General features: G+C 47.5%; 9 protein-coding genes, 2 pseudogenes and 1 riboswitch. Of the genes and pseudogenes, 4 read left to right on the top strand and 7 right to left on the bottom strand.

Annotated features, from left to right (window positions below; genetic code table 11):
* The 3 genes from ACOV1R_RS08330 to metK form a co-directional block, all read right to left on the bottom strand.
* Positions 1-7,841, bottom strand: a 7,841-nt coding sequence (locus ACOV1R_RS08330) for a lp_1303a family serine-rich repeat glycoprotein adhesin (protein ID WP_424743713.1), incomplete at its 3' end; no start/stop codon positions are given.
* A gap of 385 nt (positions 7,842-8,226) precedes the next feature.
* A complete protein-coding gene (locus ACOV1R_RS08325) occupies positions 8,227-9,729 on the bottom strand; it encodes an MDR family MFS transporter (RefSeq protein WP_003643189.1) in 1,503 nt (500 codons plus the stop codon).
* A 135-nt stretch (positions 9,730-9,864) separates the two neighbouring features.
* Positions 9,865-11,052: a methionine adenosyltransferase gene (gene metK / locus ACOV1R_RS08320; protein ID WP_003644222.1), complete on the bottom strand. Its 1,188-nt coding sequence runs from the start codon at positions 11,050-11,052 to the stop codon at positions 9,865-9,867.
* Positions 11,050-11,155: riboswitch (SMK box riboswitch) on the bottom strand. (Overlaps the previous gene by 3 nt.)
* Before the next feature lie 110 nt (positions 11,156-11,265).
* Here metK and ACOV1R_RS08315 point away from each other — a divergent pair.
* On the top strand, positions 11,266-11,985 hold the full coding sequence (locus ACOV1R_RS08315) for a hypothetical protein (RefSeq protein WP_016511918.1): 720 nt from the start codon (positions 11,266-11,268) through the stop codon (positions 11,983-11,985).
* A 75-nt stretch (positions 11,986-12,060) separates the two neighbouring features.
* Here ACOV1R_RS08315 and ACOV1R_RS08310 read toward each other — a convergent pair.
* Both ACOV1R_RS08310 and mmuM read right to left on the bottom strand, forming a co-directional pair.
* Positions 12,061-13,558, bottom strand: a pseudogene (locus tag ACOV1R_RS08310) (glycosyltransferase).
* Between the two features lie 400 nt (positions 13,559-13,958).
* Entirely contained in the window at positions 13,959-14,888 is a 930-nt protein-coding gene (gene mmuM, locus ACOV1R_RS08305; RefSeq protein ID WP_021357226.1) for a homocysteine S-methyltransferase, read from the bottom strand.
* Between the two features lie 113 nt (positions 14,889-15,001).
* On the opposite strand from mmuM, the gene ACOV1R_RS08300 reads away from it, so the two are divergent.
* The 3 genes from ACOV1R_RS08300 to ACOV1R_RS08290 all read left to right on the top strand — a co-directional run bounded on the left by ACOV1R_RS08300 (position 15,002) and on the right by ACOV1R_RS08290 (position 18,987).
* The gene (locus ACOV1R_RS08300; RefSeq protein ID WP_003645277.1) at positions 15,002-16,384 is read left to right on the top strand and encodes an amino acid permease; all 1,383 of its coding nucleotides are present in this window, start codon (positions 15,002-15,004) and stop codon (positions 16,382-16,384) included.
* A 331-nt stretch (positions 16,385-16,715) separates the two neighbouring features.
* Positions 16,716-17,690 (top strand): ferrochelatase, encoded by a 975-nt coding sequence (hemH, locus tag ACOV1R_RS08295; RefSeq protein ID WP_021357068.1) that lies wholly within the window; start codon positions 16,716-16,718, stop codon positions 17,688-17,690.
* Entirely contained in the window at positions 17,662-18,987 is a 1,326-nt protein-coding gene (locus ACOV1R_RS08290) for an Nramp family divalent metal transporter (RefSeq protein WP_128485050.1), read from the top strand. The genes hemH and ACOV1R_RS08290 overlap by 29 nt, the downstream gene beginning before the upstream one ends.
* Positions 18,988-19,139: 152 nt before the next feature.
* Here ACOV1R_RS08290 and ACOV1R_RS08285 read toward each other — a convergent pair whose 3' ends face one another.
* Both ACOV1R_RS08285 and ACOV1R_RS08280 read right to left on the bottom strand, forming a co-directional pair.
* On the bottom strand, positions 19,140-20,033 hold the full coding sequence (locus tag ACOV1R_RS08285; RefSeq protein WP_015825408.1) for an ROK family protein: 894 nt from the start codon (positions 20,031-20,033) through the stop codon (positions 19,140-19,142).
* Positions 20,026-21,214 (bottom strand): annotated as a pseudogene (locus ACOV1R_RS08280) (MFS transporter). Before ACOV1R_RS08280 ends, ACOV1R_RS08285 begins: the two are co-directional and overlap by 8 nt.
* Positions 21,215-21,300 lie beyond the last annotated feature (86 nt).

Below are 21,300 nucleotides of genomic sequence, written 5' to 3'. Positions count from 1 at the left end.
GAGTCACTGTCGCTATCCGAATCACTGTCTGAGTCTGAGTCGCTGTCCGAGTCCGAATCACTATCAGAGTCGGAATCGCTATCGGAATCCGAGTCGCTGTCTGAGTCCGAATCACTGTCCGAGTCCGAATCGCTGTCCGAGTCCGAATCACTGTCGGAATCGGAATCGCTGTCCGAATCGGAATCACTATCGGAGTCAGAATCGCTATCTGAGTCCGAGTCACTGTCGGAATCCGAATCGCTGTCCGAGTCTGAGTCACTGTCGGAATCCGAATCACTATCCGAGTCCGAATCACTGTCGGAATCCGAGTCGCTGTCGGAATCCGAATCGCTATCCGAATCCGAATCACTGTCAGAATCGGAGTCGCTGTCGGAATCCGAATCACTATCCGAGTCCGAATCACTGTCCCAGTCCGAATCGCTGTCCGAGTCCGACTCGCTGTCCGAGTCCGAATCACTATCCGAGTCGGAATCGCTATCGGAATCCGAGTCGCTGTCTGAGTCCGAATCCCTGTCCGACTCCGAATCCCTGTCCGAGTCCGAATCACTGTCCGAGTCCGAATCGCTGTCCGAGTCCGAATCGCTGTCCGAGTCCGAATCACTGTCCGAGTCCGAATCGCTGTCTGAGTCGGAATCACTATCCGAATCTGAGTCACTATCGGAGTCAGAATCGCTATCCGAGTCGGAATCACTGTCAGAATCGGAATCACTGTCAGAGTCGGAATCACTATCCGAGTCCGAGTCACTGTCGGAATCGGAATCGCTATCCGAATCCGAATCACTGTCAGAATCTGAGTCGCTGTCGGAATCAGAATCACTATCCGAGTCCGAATCACTGTCGCTATCTGAATCGCTGTCGGAGTCTGAGTCGCTGTCGCTATCCGAATCACTGTCAGAATCGGAATCACTATCAGAGTCGGAATCGCTGTCGGAATCGGAATCACTGTCTGAGTCGGAATCACTATCGGAATCCGAATCGCTGTCGCTATCCGAATCACTGTCTGAGTCAGAATCACTATCAGAGTCTGAGTCGCTGTCAGAATCGGAATCGCTGTCGCTATCTGAGTCACTGTCCGAGTCTGAGTCGCTGTCGCTATCCGAATCACTGTCCGAGTCTGAATCGCTGTCGGAATCTGAGTCACTATCTGAGTCTGAATCGCTGTCGGAGTCAGAATCACTGTCAGAATCGGAATCACTATCAGAGTCTGAGTCACTGTCGCTATCCGAATCACTGTCCGAATCGGAATCACTGTCGGAGTCAGAATCACTGTCAGTATCTGAGTCACTGTCGCTATCGGAATCAGAATCACTGTCGGAGTCAGAATCGCTGTCGGAGTCGGAATCACTGTCAGAATCCGAGTCACTGTCGGAGTCCGAATCACTGTCGGAGTCACTGTCGGAATCCGAATCACTATCGGAATCGGAGTCGCTATCGGAGTCGGAATCACTGTCAGAATCAGAATCGCTGTCAGAATCTGAGTCGCTGTCGGAGTCTGAGTCACTGTCGGAGTCTGAATCACTGTCAGAATCCGAGTCACTATCAGAGTCGGAATCACTGTCAGAATCCGAGTCGCTGTCCGAGTCTGAATCACTGTCTGAGTCGGAATCACTGTCGCTATCTGAATCGCTGTCCGAGTCGGAGTCACTGTCGCTATCGGAGTCAGAATCACTGTCCGAGTCGCTGTCCGAGTCCGAGTCGCTATCGGAATCAGAATCACTGTCTGAGTCTGAATCGCTGTCGGAATCTGAATCACTATCCGAGTCCGAATCACTATCGGAATCTGAGTCGCTGTCGCTATCCGAATCACTGTCTGAGTCAGAATCACTGTCTGAATCCGAGTCACTGTCAGAATCGGAATCACTGTCCGAGTCTGAATCACTATCGGAATCTGAATCACTATCCGAGTCCGAATCACTATCGGAATCTGAGTCGCTGTCCGAGTCTGAGTCACTGTCACTATCAGAATCAGAATCACTGTCTGAGTCGGAATCACTGTCTGAATCTGAGTCGCTGTCCGAATCGGAATCACTGTCTGAATCCGAATCACTATCCGAATCCGAGTCACTGTCTGAGTCGGAATCACTGTCAGAATCCGAGTCGCTGTCCGAGTCTGAATCGCTATCGGAGTCTGAGTCACTGTCCGAGTCTGAGTCGCTGTCGGAATCTGAGTCACTGTCGCTATCCGAATCACTGTCTGAGTCGGAATCACTGTCGGAATCTGAGTCACTGTCGCTATCCGAATCACTGTCGGAGTCCGAGTCACTGTCAGAATCGGAATCACTATCGGATTCCGAGTCGCTGTCGGAATCGGAATCACTATCGGAGTCCGAATCACTGTCGGAATCGGAATCGTTGTCCGAGTCTGAATCACTATCCGAGTCGCTGTCCGAGTCTGAATCACTATCCGAATCCGAATCGCTGTCCGAATCGGAATCACTATCGGAGTCGGAATCACTGTCGGAATCTGAGTCGCTATCAGAGTCGGAATCACTGTCAGAATCGGAGTCGCTATCCGAATCCGAATCACTATCGGAATCGGAATCGCTGTCCGAGTCAGAATCGCTGTCCGAATCCGAATCACTATCCGAGTCGGAATCACTGTCAGAATCGGAGTCACTGTCGCTATCTGAATCACTGTCTGAGTCGGAGTCACTGTCGCTATCTGAATCACTGTCTGAGTCGGAGTCACTATCCGAATCCGAGTCGCTGTCCGAGTCCGAATCGCTGTCTGAGTCAGAATCGCTGTCTGAGTCGGAATCACTATCCGAGTCGGAGTCACTGTCTGAATCCGAATCACTATCCGAATCCGAGTCACTGTCTGAGTCGGAATCACTATCCGAATCCGAGTCGCTGTCCGAGTCGGAATCACTGTCAGAATCGGAGTCACTATCGGAGTCGGAATCGCTGTCTGAGTCGGAATCACTGTCGCTATCTGAATCGCTGTCCGAGTCCGAGTCACTGTCAGAATCGGAGTCGGAATCACTGTCGGAGTCGGAGTCACTGTCCGAGTCCGAGTCGCTGTCCGAGTCCGAGTCGCTATCGGAATCCGAATCACTGTCTGAGTCGGAATCGCTGTCGCTATCCGAATCACTGTCGCCGTCAGAATCACTATCCGAGTCATCTTCACTAACATTAGCAGCTAAATCAGCATAGTAGCCTGCATCATCAGCGGCACTTGAAGCTTTCTTTTTAGCTTCAGATGCTTCGGACGCTTTCTTTTTAGCTTCCTCTGCATAACTGGAAGCAGCCGAGTTTTCGCCGGCAGCTTCCGCAGAATCTGCATTTGATTGGGCGGCTGCCGCATTAGAAGCTGCAGTTGAAGCAGCTGTTGCAGCTGACTGTGCATCAGAAGCTGCTGCCGTTGCTTGTTCTGCGTAGGAGCTTGCTTCTGAGTTTTTACTTGCATATTCGCCCGCAATGTTCGCATAAGAACTAGCAACTGAACCATATTCCGTCGCTTGATTTGCGTAGTTAGCTGCTTCGCTAGCTGCAGAATCTGCCGCTTCAGTTGAAACAGCATTAACAGTCAAGTAAGCCCGGCCTAAAGTTACAGTTGTCGTGGTAGTAGTCCCGTTAGTCGTATTGGATCCAGTAATAACTAGGTAGTAATAACCGGATTGCCCTACTGTCAGATCCGACAGATTAAGTGTCGTACCAGTCTGACCACTCAGCGCTGTTCCAGTACCGTCCGCTGTTGAAGAATAATACCATTGATAAGTAATATTAGTCCCAGTACCCGTAGTCGAGCCATCTGGAACCCACGTCAAATCACTTCCTGCATCAGCAGTTGTATCCTCAAGGCCACTACCAATTGTAATTGTCTTTGAAGATGAATAGCTAGTTCCGTCAGCATTTGTAATTGTTGCTGTGATTGTCACCGTTCCATTAGACACAACGGTCAAAAGGCCAGAATCATCAATTGTCGCAATGCTTGAATCACTTGTCGTCCAGGTAATCGTTCCAGTAGCATTCTCAGGGTTAGTCGTTGATGTAAACTGGCTAGTAACCTTATCGTTTGAGCCACTTGAACTGTTCGTTGGATTAATGACGTAATCATCACCAGCTATGGAAATGTTTGTTGCTGGAATATTGCTACTATAAACATCGACTTCAGCTAAATTACTTGCAAATGTATAAACTGTAACCCAGTTTAACAAGTCCCAAGAAAACCCTTGTACGGCTTGGAACAGCAATGATCCAGTATAGCCCGCTTTGATAGTAACTGTTAATGAACTACTAGTTGACAGTAAACCAGCACTGTCAACCGGATTATATGATTCAATATAAGCGCCAGCCTTATCTAAGGTCATCCAGGTGCCGTTAACTTGAACATACCAAGTTGTTTTTGATGATAGTGCAACCCCACCTAGTCCTAATGCTGACGAAGCTGACAAGGTAAAGGTCCCACCAGAAACGGTCGACGTCACTGCTGCGGGTTGAGAAGTCATCCCACCAGAAATAACAATCCCTAGAATTGTCGTTGCATTACCCGTATTAGTGCTTTTATATGAATTCGTATTGTTTGAATAATTCGTCGCGTTACTAGCCGCCGTACTACCTAAAGCCGCATTGGATGTAGACAATGCCGCATATGAGGTTGCTTCACTGGCTGCCGCTGAGGCATTAGTCACATATGAGCTGGCCATAGCATAATCGCCCGCAGCTACTGCCGATGAAGCCTGGCTTGTATACTGAGCTGCCATTTCCGCAGCTGAAGTTGCGGCCGCCGCTGCACCCAGAGTTGTCACGGCATAATTATTAGTTTGTGCAACGTATGAGCTACCCAACGTAGTGTTTGACGCATACTTTGCACTTAATGAACTCGCGACACTGATTGCATTCCCGGCTGCCGATTCAGCTGCTGACGCTGCGCTAGAAGCGGCTGTTGCAATCGAATTATAATAACTGGATTGTGCTTGCACAACCGTTTGGGTAATCGCACTCGCCGCACTCGAAGCAGCATTCAATTGATCCGTTGCGTAGGTCAAACGCAAAGCCGCGTAACTTTGTTGCAAGGCAGCCGAATTATAATTCCCGTCCGCTGCATATGAAGCGGCGAGACTTGCCGCTTCACTAGCTGCCGCAGCGTATGAACTAGCCGCTACAGCTGCAGAACTTGCCGCTGCATTATAACTGCTAGTTGCAGTGGTATTAAATGAAGACCCAGCAACGTTATATGCATTAGCAGCGTTGGCCGCATAGGATGCAGCTAGCGAGGCCTGGTCACCGGCCACATTTGCCGATGACGCAGCCATACTAGCATAACTTGATGCTAAATAATCAGCAGCGGTATCACCGCCATCTTCATTAACCGCATTTTTCAAAGCAGTATCGAGACTAGCTGCTGCCTCAGATGCCGCACTACTTGCAGAACTAGCATATTCAGTTGCAACACTCGCATAACTCGATGCCATTCCTGCCCAGATATTAGCACTGGTATACGCCCCTTCGGCTTCATAAGAAGCGGCCGAATTACTGGCCATAGTTGCAATACTTGCTGCCTCCGAAGCCACACTCGCATATGAGCTAGCTGCGTTGTATGAAGAATTAGCCTGTGATGTGTAGTAGCTAGCTAATGAGCCCGTCAAGTTAGCTGAAGAACTGGCCAAACTGATCGCACTACTTGCAGCGGCAGCTTGAGAGGTTGCCACTGAGGCTGCGCTGTTGGCTTGGCTGGCATAACTGCTGGCAATTTCAGTGTAGGTCCCTTCTGGATTGGTAACAACAATGGTAATCACATTACCAGCTGCTTCAAAATTTGAAGTCAAGATTAATGCTGTAACCCGCTTACCACTAACGACTGCTTGATAATAATACGTCCCTGAAGTAGTTGCAGTTGTTGTATACGTTACCGATGTTGCACCACTAATGGTCGTCCAAGTTGCTCCATCCGTTGAGACATACCAAACATAAGTTGGTGTACCACTTACTGAATATCCTGAATCCAAACCCACCTTGTTGGTAATTGTCACAGTATCTCCAGTCGAGACACTTTGCGTTGCCGTACTCGTCGTTAAAGTCGCATTGGAACTAACGGTTTGTTCATTGGCGACATTCGTCGAAAACTTAGCAGCTAAAGTCGCGTTAGACTCAGCAGTTGCAGCGTAACTAGCAGCCAATGAAGATGCCGATTGGGCCACCCGAGCGTATGAGTCCGCGGTGGCAGGATCACTAGCACTGACAGCAGATTTTGCAGCCGTACTGGCGACGGCGTAGGCTGACGAAGCAGAGCTAGCGGCCGTTGCAGCACTTGAAGCATAAGCTGACGCTTGAGTGCCAGTTTGCGTTGCCGCCACACTGGCCGCACTTGAAGCCGTACTCTTTGACGTATTCGCCACGTTTGCACTTGAAGAAGCCGCACTCGCCAAATCACTAATTGCAGTACTATTGGCAAAAATGGCTGCCGAACTAGCGGTGCTAGTAGCTGTGCTCCCGGCGGCGTATTGACTAAGCGCCTCCGTTGCGGCGGAGGAAGTAACTGCATAGGCAGTACTAGTGGCTTCATAGTCATTATTTGCCGCATTACTACTTACAGCGGCATATGCTGAAGATGCTGCCATCGCAACGGTCGTTGCGTTAACCGCGGCCGTTGAAGCCGCAGCTGCCGTGCTAGAAGCAACGGTGTAAGCTGAGGTAACGGCCGTATTATTTTTGTCGTATTGCATGGCTAAGTATGCACTGTTGGCTGTTTCAGCTGCCGAGCTGGCTGCTACCGTGGCTGCAGATGCCGCACTAGATGCGGCGGAATAATTGCTACTTGCTAAATTAATTAAGCCTTGGGTAGCAGCACTGCTGGCCGTTGAGGTGGCCGTTGAAGCCAGGGCTGCGTATGAACTGGCCGCACTCGCTGCACTATATGCTAAAGAGTTTGCACCAGAGTATGCGATTGCATTATCAACATTGGACCCCACACCATTTGTCAATGCGTCTAAGTACATGTTTGCAATACTATTGTAGTGCCGTGACAAATCAGCCGCGTTAAGCGCTTCTTGATAGGCACTTTGGGCCGCACTCACTGCTGCTTGCGTCGTTAGGTTATTGACCAAACTAGCATAGCTGCTGGCAAGTGTGGCGTATGAACCAGCTAATGAAGCTGATGATGAAGCCGCCTTAGCTGCGGTACTATCGGTATGTGAGCTGGCAGCCGATACCGACGAGTAAGCTGCAATGGCTGCCGTTGAAGCCGCCGTACTTGCAGACTTAGTCGTGCTGGCAACACTGCTTGCTGTCGAGACAGTACTTGCCGCTACGCTAGCACTGCTTGACAAACTCGTCGTACTTGAGCTAGCTGCGGAAGAACTGCTGCTATCAGTTAAACTCGATGAAGTAGCGCTTGACGAGCTCGAACTACTACTTGAACTTGCGCTGGATGCGCTCGAACTAGCCGTTGAAACACTGCTACTACTAGTACTTGATGTACTTGTCGCATTAGTCGTACTTGTTTCGCTCGCAGAACTTGCGTCTGAAGCACTGTCATCGCTGCTTGAACTATCCGATGAGGATTCGGAATTACTGTTCGAGGCAGTTTCACTCGAAGAAGATGCCGTAGACGAGTCACTGGTAGTACTAGTTGACGTACTACTTGCCGTTGCAGCAGCTAGTGCCGCCGCACTCGCTGCTGCAGAAGACGTATCCGCCCCCGAGCTGGCACTACTAGTGGCACTACTTGCCGTATCGCTACTAGTATCCGCCGAAACCGTATCTGCATGAGATACTAACTGAGGTGCAGCAGTCAATACAAATGATGCCATCGCCGTAAATACCCAAGTACGGCCGACTTTAAACATCTTGTAGTGAACTTGCGGATCTCCCCTAAAAGATTTATGTCTCAGAAATTTCATGGTTTTGCCTTCCTTCTCTAACCTAATCAAACCCGTTTATATATGATACAAAAAACACATATATAGCATCATTGGTATACACCGTCAATCGTTAGGCTATGCACTCATAATACTATGATTATGTTTTGTTGGCAATAGTTGATACCGTCAATCTTGTTACACGTTTTCCATTAATTTTCCTAAAATAGTTACCAAATAAATAATATTAATGAAAACGAGTGTAATAGGCCTCATAAAGCCCATTACACTCATCTAACAACTTAAAATTTATTTATAACACTTATGGAAATTTTATTGAAAATTTTTCAGATTTTTTTTACGTCAATATCAAATAAACGACAAATTATGAGTCGCTTTGACAATTAATTTGTTGATACTAAGCCGACTAATCCTGATTTTGGTTTAAATCAGCCGCGTGTTGTGCTGCCGTTTTTTGTGGTCCGCGATCCAAACTATTCACAATAAAGGCTAGAATAACCAAACCAAGGCCAATCAGGTAGACCCAATGTAAGCCCGTATATAAGATACGATGAAGTGTCGGCAACAAATGAGACGGTAATTGCGTTGCTGTCTGTGGATTGATCAACTTGTTCATCATCGCCATGTTCGTTCCTGCATGGTGCTGAATACCTTGGTTCATCCCAACGTTCAACGCAATTCCAAAGATTGAAATCATCAACGTTTGACCAATCGTTCGACTCAACGTATTGAAGGACGTTGCGACGCCCACGTTCTCAGCTGGCACAAGGTGTTGCGACGTGACGGTCGTTGCTGTAATTGTAATTCCGAAGCCCACGCCACCAATCGCTGTGATCAGGAAGAACCATGGGAAAGCAGTATTAACTGGCAACCACGCTAAGCAAATGCTTGTCACGAGGATGAAAGCCAAACTCAGATACAAAATCCGTCGCGGCGCCCACTTTGCCAATAACCGACCCGTCACGAATGACCCGACGATCCACATTAACGAGCTCGGTGTCACTGCGAATCCCGCCAAAGAAGCCGGTACACCCAGTATCCCCTGAGTCCAAGTTGGAATATAAACTTCAACGGCCATTAGGAAACCACTGACTAAGGCCGCCACGGCATTCTGAATAATAAACGTGTGGTTTTTGAATAAATCCATCGAAATCACTGGTTCATCCGTGCGACTTTCACGACGAATAAATAGCCACAAACTGAGCGCACTAATGATCCAAGCAGTCCCAACGGCCACCCAACTGATAGTGGCGTTTCCCAATAGTTGGAAGCTTAGCATCAAGCACAGCAAGAAGAGCATCAGCCAAAAGCTACCCAAGTAGTCGATTTTCACGTTATTGTGACGTTTGGGTTCTCGTAAATAAAATTGAAATAGGAAAAGGGTGATCAACCCAACTGGCACATTAATGAAGAAAATCCAATGCCAGCTGAGCTTATCAACAATTAGTCCACCAATCAGCGGTGCCAGCACTGACGCAATGCCCCACGCTGAACTATTGAAGCCTAGCACTTTGGCCCGGCGTTCGAATGAATAAATATCTGCGATAATTGTCATTGAGACTGGCATTAGCGCCCCGGCGCCGATTCCCTGAATGGCCCGCCAAAAAATTAGCACCGGCATCGAATTAGACAAACCGCTCATCATAGACCCGATAATAAAAATAATTAGTCCGGCTTGCATCACTGGTTTTCGGCCGACCAAGTCAGTCAGCTTTCCATAAATTGGCGTCATCATCGCATTAGTCAATAAATAAATTGAGAAAACCCAATTCATCAATGAAACCCCGTGTAAATCACCAACAATCGTTGGCAAGGCGGTCGACACGATTGTCCCTTCAATCGCACTCATAAACGTCGCGACGTAAATGGCAACCGTAACCGCCATTACGTTAGTTTTACGCTGTTGCATCTTAGTAATTCTCCTTCTCTATCAATCATTTTAAAACCCCGTGCATCTAAAATAGCCCGCAAAAAAAGCGACCTTGAAAAAAGGTCGCTTTTAGCGTCGAGTACCTACAGACCGTAACGAATCAACGTTACCGCATTATTTAAATGCTGCTTTTAAAGCATCCACTTTATCAGTATGTTCCCATGGCAAATCAATATCGGTCCGACCAAAGTGGCCGTATGCCGCAGTTTGCCGATAAATTGGCCGTTGCAAATCGAGCATTTTGATAATCCCAGCTGGACGTAAATCAAAGTTTTCGCGAATGGCGTTAATCAACGCTTCATCACTAACCTTCCCGGTCCCGGCAGTATCCACTGCAATCGAAACTGGTTCGGCAACCCCGATGGCATATGCCAATTGCACTTCGACCTGATCAGCTAAACCGGCAGCCACAACGTTTTTGGCAATGTAACGAGCAGCGTAACTTGCAGAACGATCAACCTTGGTCGCGTCCTTACCAGAAAAGGCACCACCACCATGATGGGCAAAACCACCGTACGTATCCACGATGACTTTCCGACCAGTCAAACCGGCATCCCCTTGAGGACCACCAATAACAAAACGACCAGTTGGGTTCACAAGATACTTAGTTTGGTCATCTAATAAATCAGCTGGTAACACAGCCTTGATGACTTGATCAATGACCGTTTGCCGGATCGTGTCCAAATCAACATCAGGATCATGCTGAGTAGACAAGACCACCGTGTCGATTCGCTTAGGTTGGTTGTCTTCGTCATATTCGACCGTGACTTGGGCCTTAGCATCTGGACGTAACCACTTAATGGTACCATCCTTACGTAGCGCTGCAATTTTACGCATCAACCGATGGCTCAATGCGATTGGCAGTGGCATTAATTCAGGGGTTTCGTTGATGGCATAACCAAACATCATCCCTTGATCACCAGCACCGATTTGATCTAATGGGTCAGCATCGCCAGAACGCGTCTCCAAGGAATCATCGACCCCTTGCGCGATATCTGGTGATTGTTCATCCAATGAGACAAGGACGGCACAATTGTCACCGTCAAAGCCGTATTGACCATCAACATAGCCAATCGACTTGATCGTGTCACGCACGACCTTTTGAATATCAACGTAGGCCTTGGTCGAAACTTCACCGAAGACCAGCACTAATCCAGTCGTCACTGAAGTTTCAACAGCGACCCGTGCTTGTGGATCCTGGGCTAACATTGCGTCCAAGATAGCGTCACTGATTTGGTCAGCAATCTTATCAGGATGACCTTCAGAGACAGATTCAGATGTAAATAAGTGTCTTTCACTCACAATAAATTCCCCCTTGATAATTTCGGTTACAAGGCATCTAAGCATCACTTATTCTTCATTGAACAAGCTAAACTTATCCTTTCGGGAACGGCTCATAACTATATAAGGTTATCACAATCACCATTTTTTTTAAAGATTTCTGTCAAATTATTGACGGGAACTGCCCCGACCGGTACGATTAACTCATTATCCTAATTAGAGAGTGTTGACAATATGATTCGAATCGGAAAATTACATATTAAACGCGATTACATCGCCTTGGCGATCTTTACCATCGTTCAAAGCATCATTAGTTGGTGGGCCGCCCTCGATTACGGGCGCTCATTTCAAACGGCCTCATTTTCAGCCGCGCAGTTACCACTGATTGGCTACACCTTAGCCGTGGCCGCCGCGGTCTTCATTATCTTAGATCGGCGGATTGCTCCCCAGTGGAGCCTCATTGCAATTGGAATTACCGTGGCCTTTGCATTTACCAACATTATTGCCAAGGAATCCGAACTACTGTACCTGCTATTAACGTGCAGTGCGTGGTTGCTCGTGATGGCTGTTCCACGCTTCGGTATGCAAAACTACTTTGGTCTAGTCGTTTTCGGCGTCATCATGACGTTCACGATCCCAGTGGCCGTCTTCGATTTACAAAATAACTATTTATCAACTACTTTTCTCTGGAAACTGGCCCCCATGCTGGCTAGTTATGTCTTCCTATACGTTCCGAGCTTCAGCCGTCAGCGCCAAATCAATCAACTGATTTCGGCCATCACTGGCCTGCTACTTGTTATCACCATCTTCCTGCAGCCGCTGACCTGGCAAACGATCGTTGCAATTCTCATCACGATTGCTGTCTGGTTCAGTCAACAGTCCTTTGGCCGTACTCGGTTACATCTCATGATCAACGTAGCCGTTCAGTTGGCACTGATTTTATTACTTTATTAATATCTAGATAACAACAAGGCGTCTACCTAGTCTCTTAAACTCGGTAGACGCCTTGTTTGCCCCTATCACCGGTTCTTAAAGTGCTGCTATTAACTGGCGCCACTTTTCAATAATCGTCTGCTTGCTGTAACGAGTTGCTGAATTGTAGGCATTCGTAATCAGTTGTGCTTGTCGTTCAGGGTGCTGTAAATACTGACGAACTTTCATTGTCAACTCATCAACATCATTGGGTGTCACTAAGTACCCGTTAACGCCATCTTCGATAATATCTTCCGGCCCGTACGCAATTCGATAGCCAATAACCGGCACGCCATAGCTTTCAGCTTCCATTGTGGCTAGCGAAAAGCCCTCTTCCACACTCGTCATTAAGGCGAGGCTTGCCCGCTGGTACTCTTCTGCCAGATTGGGCAAGAAACCCCGAATAACGATATTTTTTTCTAGATGATTGGCCTGAATAAATTGACGCATTTGCATTTCAATCTTTTGCCCATGCCCAAACAACTGCAAAGTCAGGTCGGGAAATTCACCAACTAACCGACGAACCACTTCCAGTTGATGTGGTAATTGCTTTTCTAGCGAATAGCGCGCCACACTAATAATCCGGTGCGGGTCACGACCATCAATTTTAACCGGATGAACCGTTGTATAGCCGACTGGAATCACGACAACTGGTGGTAAATTATCATAGCGTGCCAATAAATCACGCTTTTGATGCTCGGTCGACACAATAATTCGGTGAAATTGGTCTGGATGGGCTAGGGACATACCGATAGACCGATTTCAAATGCCCACTTACCACGTCCTCACCAATCCGTAGATGCGTGCTATGTAAGACTGAACACACGCGAATTGCGGGGCGCGTATGACCTAAGGCCGCCGCCGTTTGTCGGTTACGATCACAGAAATAGACGTCATCAGAAGTGGCCAACTCATTGAAGAAGAATGTCTGAAAAGCCTGTTCGGTATTGAAGAAAAAGTCTCTTTGTTGATAGTTCTTCAACGTAATCAGTCGTAGTTTTGGCTCTGGCCCGGTAATGTCATACTGTTTGATAATTTTGACTTGCCCTTGTAAATCATAATACACTTCTGTGTGCACTTCCTGATGTTTCACTAAAAAGCTTGTCCGGCTCAGGAAGCCCCGGTTATCATAAAATTCGCGTCGGACTTTAACACCCTGATTATCAAAATAATTGACATAATCCAATTGTTGTCGCCCGGCGTCCACAAAATGAACGTACATCAAATATTGACCATCGGTACCCAGGACGCGAAAATCCGTCGTATTTGGAACCTGAATCACCTTAAAGTGACAAACAGCTTGCCAATAGTGCATCCAATCATGATGGATTTTAGTCACTGCTTCAGGCATCGTCCCCTGAAAGAAATCATACAAACTAAAGCATTTTCCTTCCGCACCAAAGCGGGCCGCATGCTCATGTAAACGCGGATTATAAGTGACATAGACGCATCGAGCCTGATAACCAGTGGCGTCAAATAGCGCCAGTCGGTTCAACTGTGCCTTTTCAATTCCCGTCAATTTCAATCCTAAACCAGTACCCACAAAATAATACATCGCCTAGCCGTTCCCTTCTCAATCTGAAAAATCAACTCATCCTGTCACCGAGTTCAAAAACTTCGAGTACGCACGGACGATTGACCACTTCATCTGTTATATCTATACACTATCTTTACCCTACCATATTTTATGTTACTCGACCAAGATATGAACAGTTTTATTGACATACAAAAATCGCTAGTCGTGAACAACTACCGTATCAGCAGTGCCCGACTAGTGATTTTTCACCAGTTTCAATTAAATTGCTAGCCATACCTAGTGACGCTCAGCACGCTAGTTATTGTTTTCCTCAAATATAATTAAATCAATAATTAGTGTGTAATGAACATCCCAAGACAACTTAGATCTCTGAGACACGCCCACCATGAACTAAAACACCGTCATTTCTTAACATTTTTCAAAGCTTGACGGAATCCGAAACACTGAGAGCCCGTGCCACCGTCGCAATATCCTTCGGCGTTGTGCGACAACAGCCGCCGATAATGCGGGCCCCGGCGGCTAACCACTGGGGGACAAAGGATGCAAATTGATGACTCATATGAGTTGCTTGCCAAGTCTTCGTCACGGGATCATATTGATCACCAGAATTAGGATAAACGATCAACGGAACCGCTACAGCCGCCTTCAAAGTGGTTAACGCTGGTGCAATGTTTTCCAGCGTAGTGCAATTGACCCCCACAGCGACCACGTTCGGCTGGGCCGCCACCCACTTTGCGGCCACAGCTAATGACGTCCCATCACATAATGTCTGTGGATCCTTGATACTAAAGCTTACCCAGTATGGTTGTTGCGGCCAAGTGGTTGTGATTAGTTGTACCAAAGCCTGTACTTCGTCTAAACGTGGCATCGTTTCTAATGCAAGCACGTCCACCCCGGCGGCCGTGATCAACGCCAGGCGTTCGCGGTGAAAGTCTTGATAGGCACTCGGCGTTAACTGATATGCACCCGTGTACTCACTACCATCCGCTAAGTAAGCACCGTACGGGCCAATACTACCAGCAATCACAGCATCCGTGACATGACTAGCATCACACGCCGTATGAGCAATTGTCACCGCCTGTTGTATCAATTGACGCGCTTGTGCGGCAGCAATACCAGCCTGCTCAAATGCAGGGACGTTGGCCTGGTATGTATTAGTTGTCATGATTTTTGCGCCCGCATCCAGATAGCTCTGATGGACCGCTTGAATCGCATCCGGATGGTCCAACATTGCCGTGGCTGACCACAGTGCGCTATTGGTTGCCACGCCCCGTTTTTCTAATTCCGTAGCCATCGCACCGTCCGAGACGACCGGGCCCCGGTTCAATTGTTCAGTTAATGAAAGCATTGCAATAATTGCCTTCCTTTCTACTTATAAATTATGTTATTCTAATAGCATTGTTGATTTTCTAATCATAGTCTAATCATATTAATTCTGCAAGTAAGGAAGGCCGGTACATTATGTCAAAACAAACCCACCTCAGTCGCCAGATGGAATCACGGCACGTGCTGATGATTTCACTTGGTGGCGTGATTGGGACCGGATTATTTTTAAGTTCCGGTTACACGATTCATCAAGCGGGGCCAATTGGAACTCTGCTCGCCTATACCATTGGAGCCATCCTCGTCTATCTCGTCATGCTCTGTCTAGGTGAGCTGTCAGTTGCAATGCCCTACACCGGGGCGTTTCACGTCTATGCGAAAAAATATATTGGTCCCGGCACAGGCTTTACGGTTGCCATCCTATATTGGTTGACTTGGACGATTGCCCTCGGTTCAGAATTTACAGCAGCGGGGCTCATCATGCAAACGTGGTTTCCGCACATTGCGACCTGGATCTGGAGCCTCGTCTTTATGGTGGTCATCTTCACCGTTAACGCCCTCTCCGTACGCTGGTTTGCGGAAGCGGAATTCTGGTTTGCCAGTATCAAAGTCATCGCGATCATTGCTTTTATTGTGTTAGGCGGACTGGCAATGGTCGGTATCCTGCCACTTCACGGTCATACCAGTGCCCCGTTTCTGAGCAACTATACGCGTAACGGTTGGTTCCCCAATGGTTTTGGTGGCGTCTTTACAACTATGCTAACGGTCAACTTTGCCTTTTCTGGAACTGAGCTAATTGGAATTACAGCTGGTGAGACTAAGGATCCGGCCCACACCATTCCGACCGCAATCAAAACGACCCTCTGGCGCCTGATTATTTTCTTCATCGGTAGCATGTTCGTCATGGCCGCACTGATTCCTTACAAACAAGCAGGTGTGACGCAAAGTCCATTCGTGCTCGTCTTCAAAGCGATTGGGATTCCCTACGCCGCTGATTTAATGAATTTCGTCGTATTGACCGCCATTATGTCGGCCGCTAATTCTGGCCTCTACGCGTCTACCCGCATGCTGTGGTCACTTGCAAACGAGGGAACCATTCCAAAGGTTTTCAAACGAACCACGAAGCGCGATGTGCCGTTAGTCGCCCTAATTACTAGCATGCTGGGTGGCATTCTGGCCCTATTGTCGAGTGTCTATGCCGCCGGTTCGGTGTACCTGGTCTTAGTATCCATTTCAGGACTTGCCGTCGTCATTGTTTGGATGGCAATTGCCCTTTCGGAGATCAACTTCCGCAAAGCCTACCTGAAAAGTGGGCAGTCGCTTGATCAATTGACCTTTAAAACGCCCGGCTACCCGGTCGTCCCGTGGCTGGCCTTTATCTTAAGTGGGCTCTCTTGTATCTTGATTTGGTTTGACCCTAACCAGCGGATTGCCTTGTATTACACCATTCCCTTCGTGGCGATTTGCTATCTAGGCTACTATCTCAATCAACGTTATCGACGGACCCACGCCGCAAAGTAAGCCCATTAGTCAGCTCAACTCACCAAGTCCACCCAGTAATCGCCTTTTGATGTTGACGACCTAAAAACGAACATGGTCATGGCTTTTGCTGGCATTTCTGAATCTACTTTTAAAGTACGATCCAGCCGACGACACCGATTTTTGAACTGCAACAAAACCAAATATCAATTTCAGATCTCTTGCTAGCCCGGCCAGTTGCTAGCAAGAGATTTTATTTATTTCAGCAGTAAATTGATTATCACTAGATAATCGAATAAATAAACCATTAACCCCGTATACAAGCTGACGATTATGCTATGATTAATTTATCAAGAGCATTGGAGGGGTTTCTATGCACCCAGGATTATTACTCGTCAATTTAGGCTCCCCAGCATCCCCACGGACTAAGGATGTCAAAACATACTTACAAGAATTCTTAAGTGATCCAAGCGTCATCGAGATGCCAGCCGCACTCTGGCAACCGCTGTTGCGTGGTATTATCTTACCGACCCGTTCTTGGCGTTCGGCCACCTTTTATCAGGATAGTTGGCTCCCACAAGGCTCACCATTAATCGTCTACAGTCAAGCCATCTGCCAACAAGTACAAGCAGCATTACCCGATTGGGACGTCCGACTAGCAATGACGTACGGTCAACCCGATATCGGTGCGACCTTGAAAGCCATGGTTGCTGATGGGTGTGAAAAGCCAATTATTTTACCACTTTTTCCGCAATACACCCAGAGCACGCACGGCGGCATCCATCGTCAAGTTGAAGCAACTGGATTACCACACATCTTTATCGACAGTTTCTACGACCAACCGACCTATATTCACTTACTAGCAACCAAAGTCTGGCAAAGCTATCAGGCGCATCATTACGATGCGGTCATCTTCAGCTACCACAGCATTCCCACTGCAATGGTCCGCCATGGTGATCCCTATCAACGCGAATGCGAGGCAACGACCAAAGCTGTGTTGGCGGAGCGACCAGAATTACCAGCTGATAAGGTCATTACGGCGTATCAGTCCAAGTTCGGACCGATGCCGTGGTTGAAGCCTTACTTAAAAAATGAGCTCATGCAGTTGGTCGAACTTGGCAAACGCAACGTATTAGTAGTTACGCCATCCTTTGTCGTGGACTGCTTGGAAACCCTCGAGGAAGACTACGTTCAAAATTATCAAACCTTTCGGGCAAGCGGTGGTGATCGGTTTGACTTAGTACCACCGATGAATAAGGATACCGGCTTCAGCCAATTTCTGGCTGACCTCGCTATCCAAAAGCAGGAGGCGTCGAACCATGCAATCGCATCGTCATCAAAGTCTTGAAGAAATCAATCAGAGCGTCGCGGTTCCCGACGTTCATCAGACGGCCTTTTGGCGCAAATTTTTAGCCTATAGCGGTCCCGGTGCACTAGTGGCAGTCGGCTATATGGATCCCGGCAACTGGTTGACATCCCTAGCCGGTGGCGGTCAGTTTCAGTACCGGCTTTTAGCCGTGCTCGCATTAGCCATCATTGTCGCCATGTTCATGCAAGGCCTGGCAATCAGGCTAGGCGTTGTAGCCCGGCAAGACTTAGCACAAGCCATCGCTAGCAAGCTGCCCCGGCCCGTGCGTTACGCCGCGTGGATTTTAAACGAAGTCGCGATGATGGCGACTGATATGACGGGCGTAATTGGAACCGCAATCGCCTTAAAAATGTTATTCGGCTTACCACTACTTGCAGGAATTTTACTGACGATTGCGGACGTCTTAGTTGTCTTGTTGTTTTTGAGATTTGGCATTCGGCGTGTCGAAGTAATCGTCCTCGTCGCTATTTTGACCGTCGGCATTATTTTTGGTATCGAGGTGGGACGGGCCCACGTTCAATTTGGCAACGTGTTGCTCGGCTTAGTTCCAACACCATTGATCGTCAAAAATCATACCGCACTAGTCCTCAGTCTCGGAATCTTGGGCGCAACCATCATGCCACATAACTTATACTTACACTCATCGCTTGCACAAAGCCGGCGTTATGATTATCATAATCCAGCCCAAGTCACAGAAGCACTGCGCTTCGCCAATTGGGACTCAACAGTGCACTTGATTGCGGCTTTTCTCATCAACGCACTTTTGCTCGTCCTTGGTGGGACGCTTTTCTTCGGTCACACCAACGCGTTAGCGAGTCTGCAGGCCGTCTTCGATGGGTTAAAAAGTACCACCGTGGTTGGCGCCCTTGCTAGCCCGGTCATGAGCTGGTTATTTGCATTAGCCCTACTAATTACCGGCCTAATTTCATCCATCACTAGCACCTTAGCTGGTCAGATCGTCATGGAAGGTTATTTACACATCCGCTTACCGCTATGGCAACGCCGGCTGCTTACTCGCGCTGTCACGCTAATTCCGATTCTGATTATCGGTATGTTAGTCGGCTTTAGTGACACTGCCTTTGAAAACTTGATCATTTACGCGCAAGTGGCACTCAGCATCGCCCTCCCCTTTACCTTGTTGCCACTAGTTGCGCTGACAAATGACGCCAGCCTGATGAAGGCCCACGTTAATCGCCCGGCGGTAACGTGGGTGGGATATGGACTGACCGGAATTATTACGGTGTTGAATATTTATTTGGTGTATAGCTTGTTTTGAGATTATGCAATATATTGGCAATCTAATCCCCGTTATTTCAATAAGGACCCCATTCTGATAGATTCAAAATGAGGTCCTTATCTTTTACTTTGCTAAAAACTGACAGAACTTTTGAAGAAGACAGTTGCACAAACAATGCCAGTCAGTCATATTCAGCGATTCAGCAGTCCCGCTAAAGCACCAATCATGTTGGCCTGATTATGAAACTTAGCAGGCACAATCTCTGGCTTTGATAAAGTCGTTCCAATTACAGGATACTGTTGCAGCAGCGCCGCATACTGTTTACGGATCATGGGCACAACACTCGGTTGAGCACTGATGCCACCACCGATTGCGACGGTCATTACATCCAGTACTGCTTGAACGTTTAAGATAATTTGTGCGACCTCCATACCATAAGCTTCAAAGATGCGTTCAGCATCCGGGTTGCCGTCAGCTATCGCGGCAAACACCTGATGACCATCATGTCGATCAGGTAACTGTAATTGGTGCGCAATTGCCGTAATCATTTTCACTGCAGAACCCGTCTCACCCGTTATTTTGAAATTAGTTCCAGTCGTTGCGGCTAACATCAGACTCAACTCACCAGCTTGAAAATGACTACCTCGATAGAGCTGATTATTAATGATTAAGCCACCACCAACCCCAGTTCCAAGCACTAAGACTAAACCATTTTGGCAATATTGTAATGTTCCGCGCCATTTTTCGGCTAAAGCCGCCGCCTTACCATCATTTTCAACCGCTACTGGAACCTGATAATGGTTTTCCAAAGATTCCTGTAAGTTGCATTGATCCAGGTATGGTAGTGCGCCGCCATGGTGAATGATACCGCGTTGGGGGTCTACTTGACCCGGAACGCTGATTGCCATTCCCGCAAAGCGCCCTTGAAAGCGGTCGATAGTTGCTGTTAACTGGTGCCAAAAATCATGCTTATTTTTGGCAATTGGCACTGCATCAAGTGACTGCTGCAATTGACCATTCGCATCTATCAGTCCCGACTTGAGGCTAGTACCACCAATATCAAGACATAAATAATTATTAATCATGCGTACCACCCGTAATGTTAGCCTGCGCTTGATGAACATGTAGATAATGTCCGAGCGCATAGGCAGCTATAAGTAGAAAGGCAACGCCACTCAACATCATAACTCCCCGGGGCGTGCCATGACCAACTATATTAGCCAGCACATCCATAATGGTTGGTGAGACAAAGCAACCAATATTGACCAACACTAACACAATCGTCGTTGCCAAGTTCAAGGATGATTCCGGGGCCGCCCAGTCCAACCAATTGTATAAGTATGGGACACCGATACCAAAACCAAAGCCCAGAATCACAACCGCAACGAATAAAAAAACAATATTAGTTGCAACTGCAATCAGAATGAAGCCCACAGCAACTAGCAAAAAACCCAACGGGAAAATACGATCATGTAATCGTTTAAAGAAGAAGCCAAAACTAGCGCCCACTGGAATACTGACCAATGTTGATAATCCAGCAATCAAGGCAGCCGTACTACTGGTCCCCATACCGTTTGCGACGATCAAGCTTGGTAATTCATAAGAAAACGGCATGTAGAACATAAAGACTAAAAACATCAACACTGCAATTACCACGACTGGCATATTGATTTTTCGTGTGACTGTCGCTGCCTTTTTGGATTGGCTAGCTGCCTGTATAACTGGCCGTGGTAACGGCACAAACAATGTAAATAAAATCAACGCGGGAATAACGAGTAGGTAAATGGCAAAGGCGGCATGCCAACTGATCGTTACTAAATAACTAACTAAGAATGAGGCAATGGCGGCCCCAACACTTCCCATCACGTTCTGATAGCCAATCATTTGCGCCAACTCATTTTCATCACGCTTATAGAATTGTGGAATCAAACTAACAGCCAGTGAGTTGAATAGCCCAATCCCAGCACCGATTAGAAAACGGGAAACTAAGATTGCACTGTAGGCCGTGGCGTACATTGGAAAGGTCCCTGCCAATAGGGTGACAACCAGGCCAATAACAATGGTTAGTTTTTCATGACACCAGCGGACCATCAACGGACTGACAAGCAGCCCCCGCCACAATTCCAAAATTAGGAATCGTTGCAAGCGTCTGAACACCGGCCTGTTGAATTCCCGGGAAAGCATGGTACATCAACGGTAGCGCCGAAGAAATTTGCGGCGCCATCATCAAAAATAATGAAATTGATAATAATGAAACTTTAAACAATGGGACTGCTCCGAGTCAAGTAGACAGTTCAAATAATTAAAATAGCTATGCAGTTTTTAGAATGGCATGATTCCGAAATTCTTTCG

Source organism: Lactiplantibacillus sp. YT640 (genome assembly GCF_049745435.1).
In the GTDB taxonomy this organism is placed as follows: Bacteria; Bacillota; Bacilli; order Lactobacillales; family Lactobacillaceae; genus Lactiplantibacillus; species Lactiplantibacillus plantarum.
Note: the sequence above shows the minus strand (reverse complement) of the source record. Positions and strands in the feature narration are given on the sequence as shown.

Coding starts and splice junctions, on each gene's coding strand:
- mmuM (WP_021357226.1), bottom strand. CDS start 14,888: ATGCTTTCATTAACTGAACAATTGAACCGGGGCCCGGTCGTCTCGGAC.
- ACOV1R_RS08285 (WP_015825408.1), bottom strand. CDS start 20,033: ATGATTAATAATTATTTATGTCTTGATATTGGTGGTACTAGCCTCAAG.
- hemH (WP_021357068.1), top strand. CDS start 16,716: ATGCACCCAGGATTATTACTCGTCAATTTAGGCTCCCCAGCATCCCCA.
- ACOV1R_RS08300 (WP_003645277.1), top strand. CDS start 15,002: ATGTCAAAACAAACCCACCTCAGTCGCCAGATGGAATCACGGCACGTG.
- ACOV1R_RS08315 (WP_016511918.1), top strand. CDS start 11,266: ATGATTCGAATCGGAAAATTACATATTAAACGCGATTACATCGCCTTG.
- ACOV1R_RS08290 (WP_128485050.1), top strand. CDS start 17,662: ATGCAATCGCATCGTCATCAAAGTCTTGAAGAAATCAATCAGAGCGTC.
- ACOV1R_RS08325 (WP_003643189.1), bottom strand. CDS start 9,729: ATGCAACAGCGTAAAACTAACGTAATGGCGGTTACGGTTGCCATTTAC.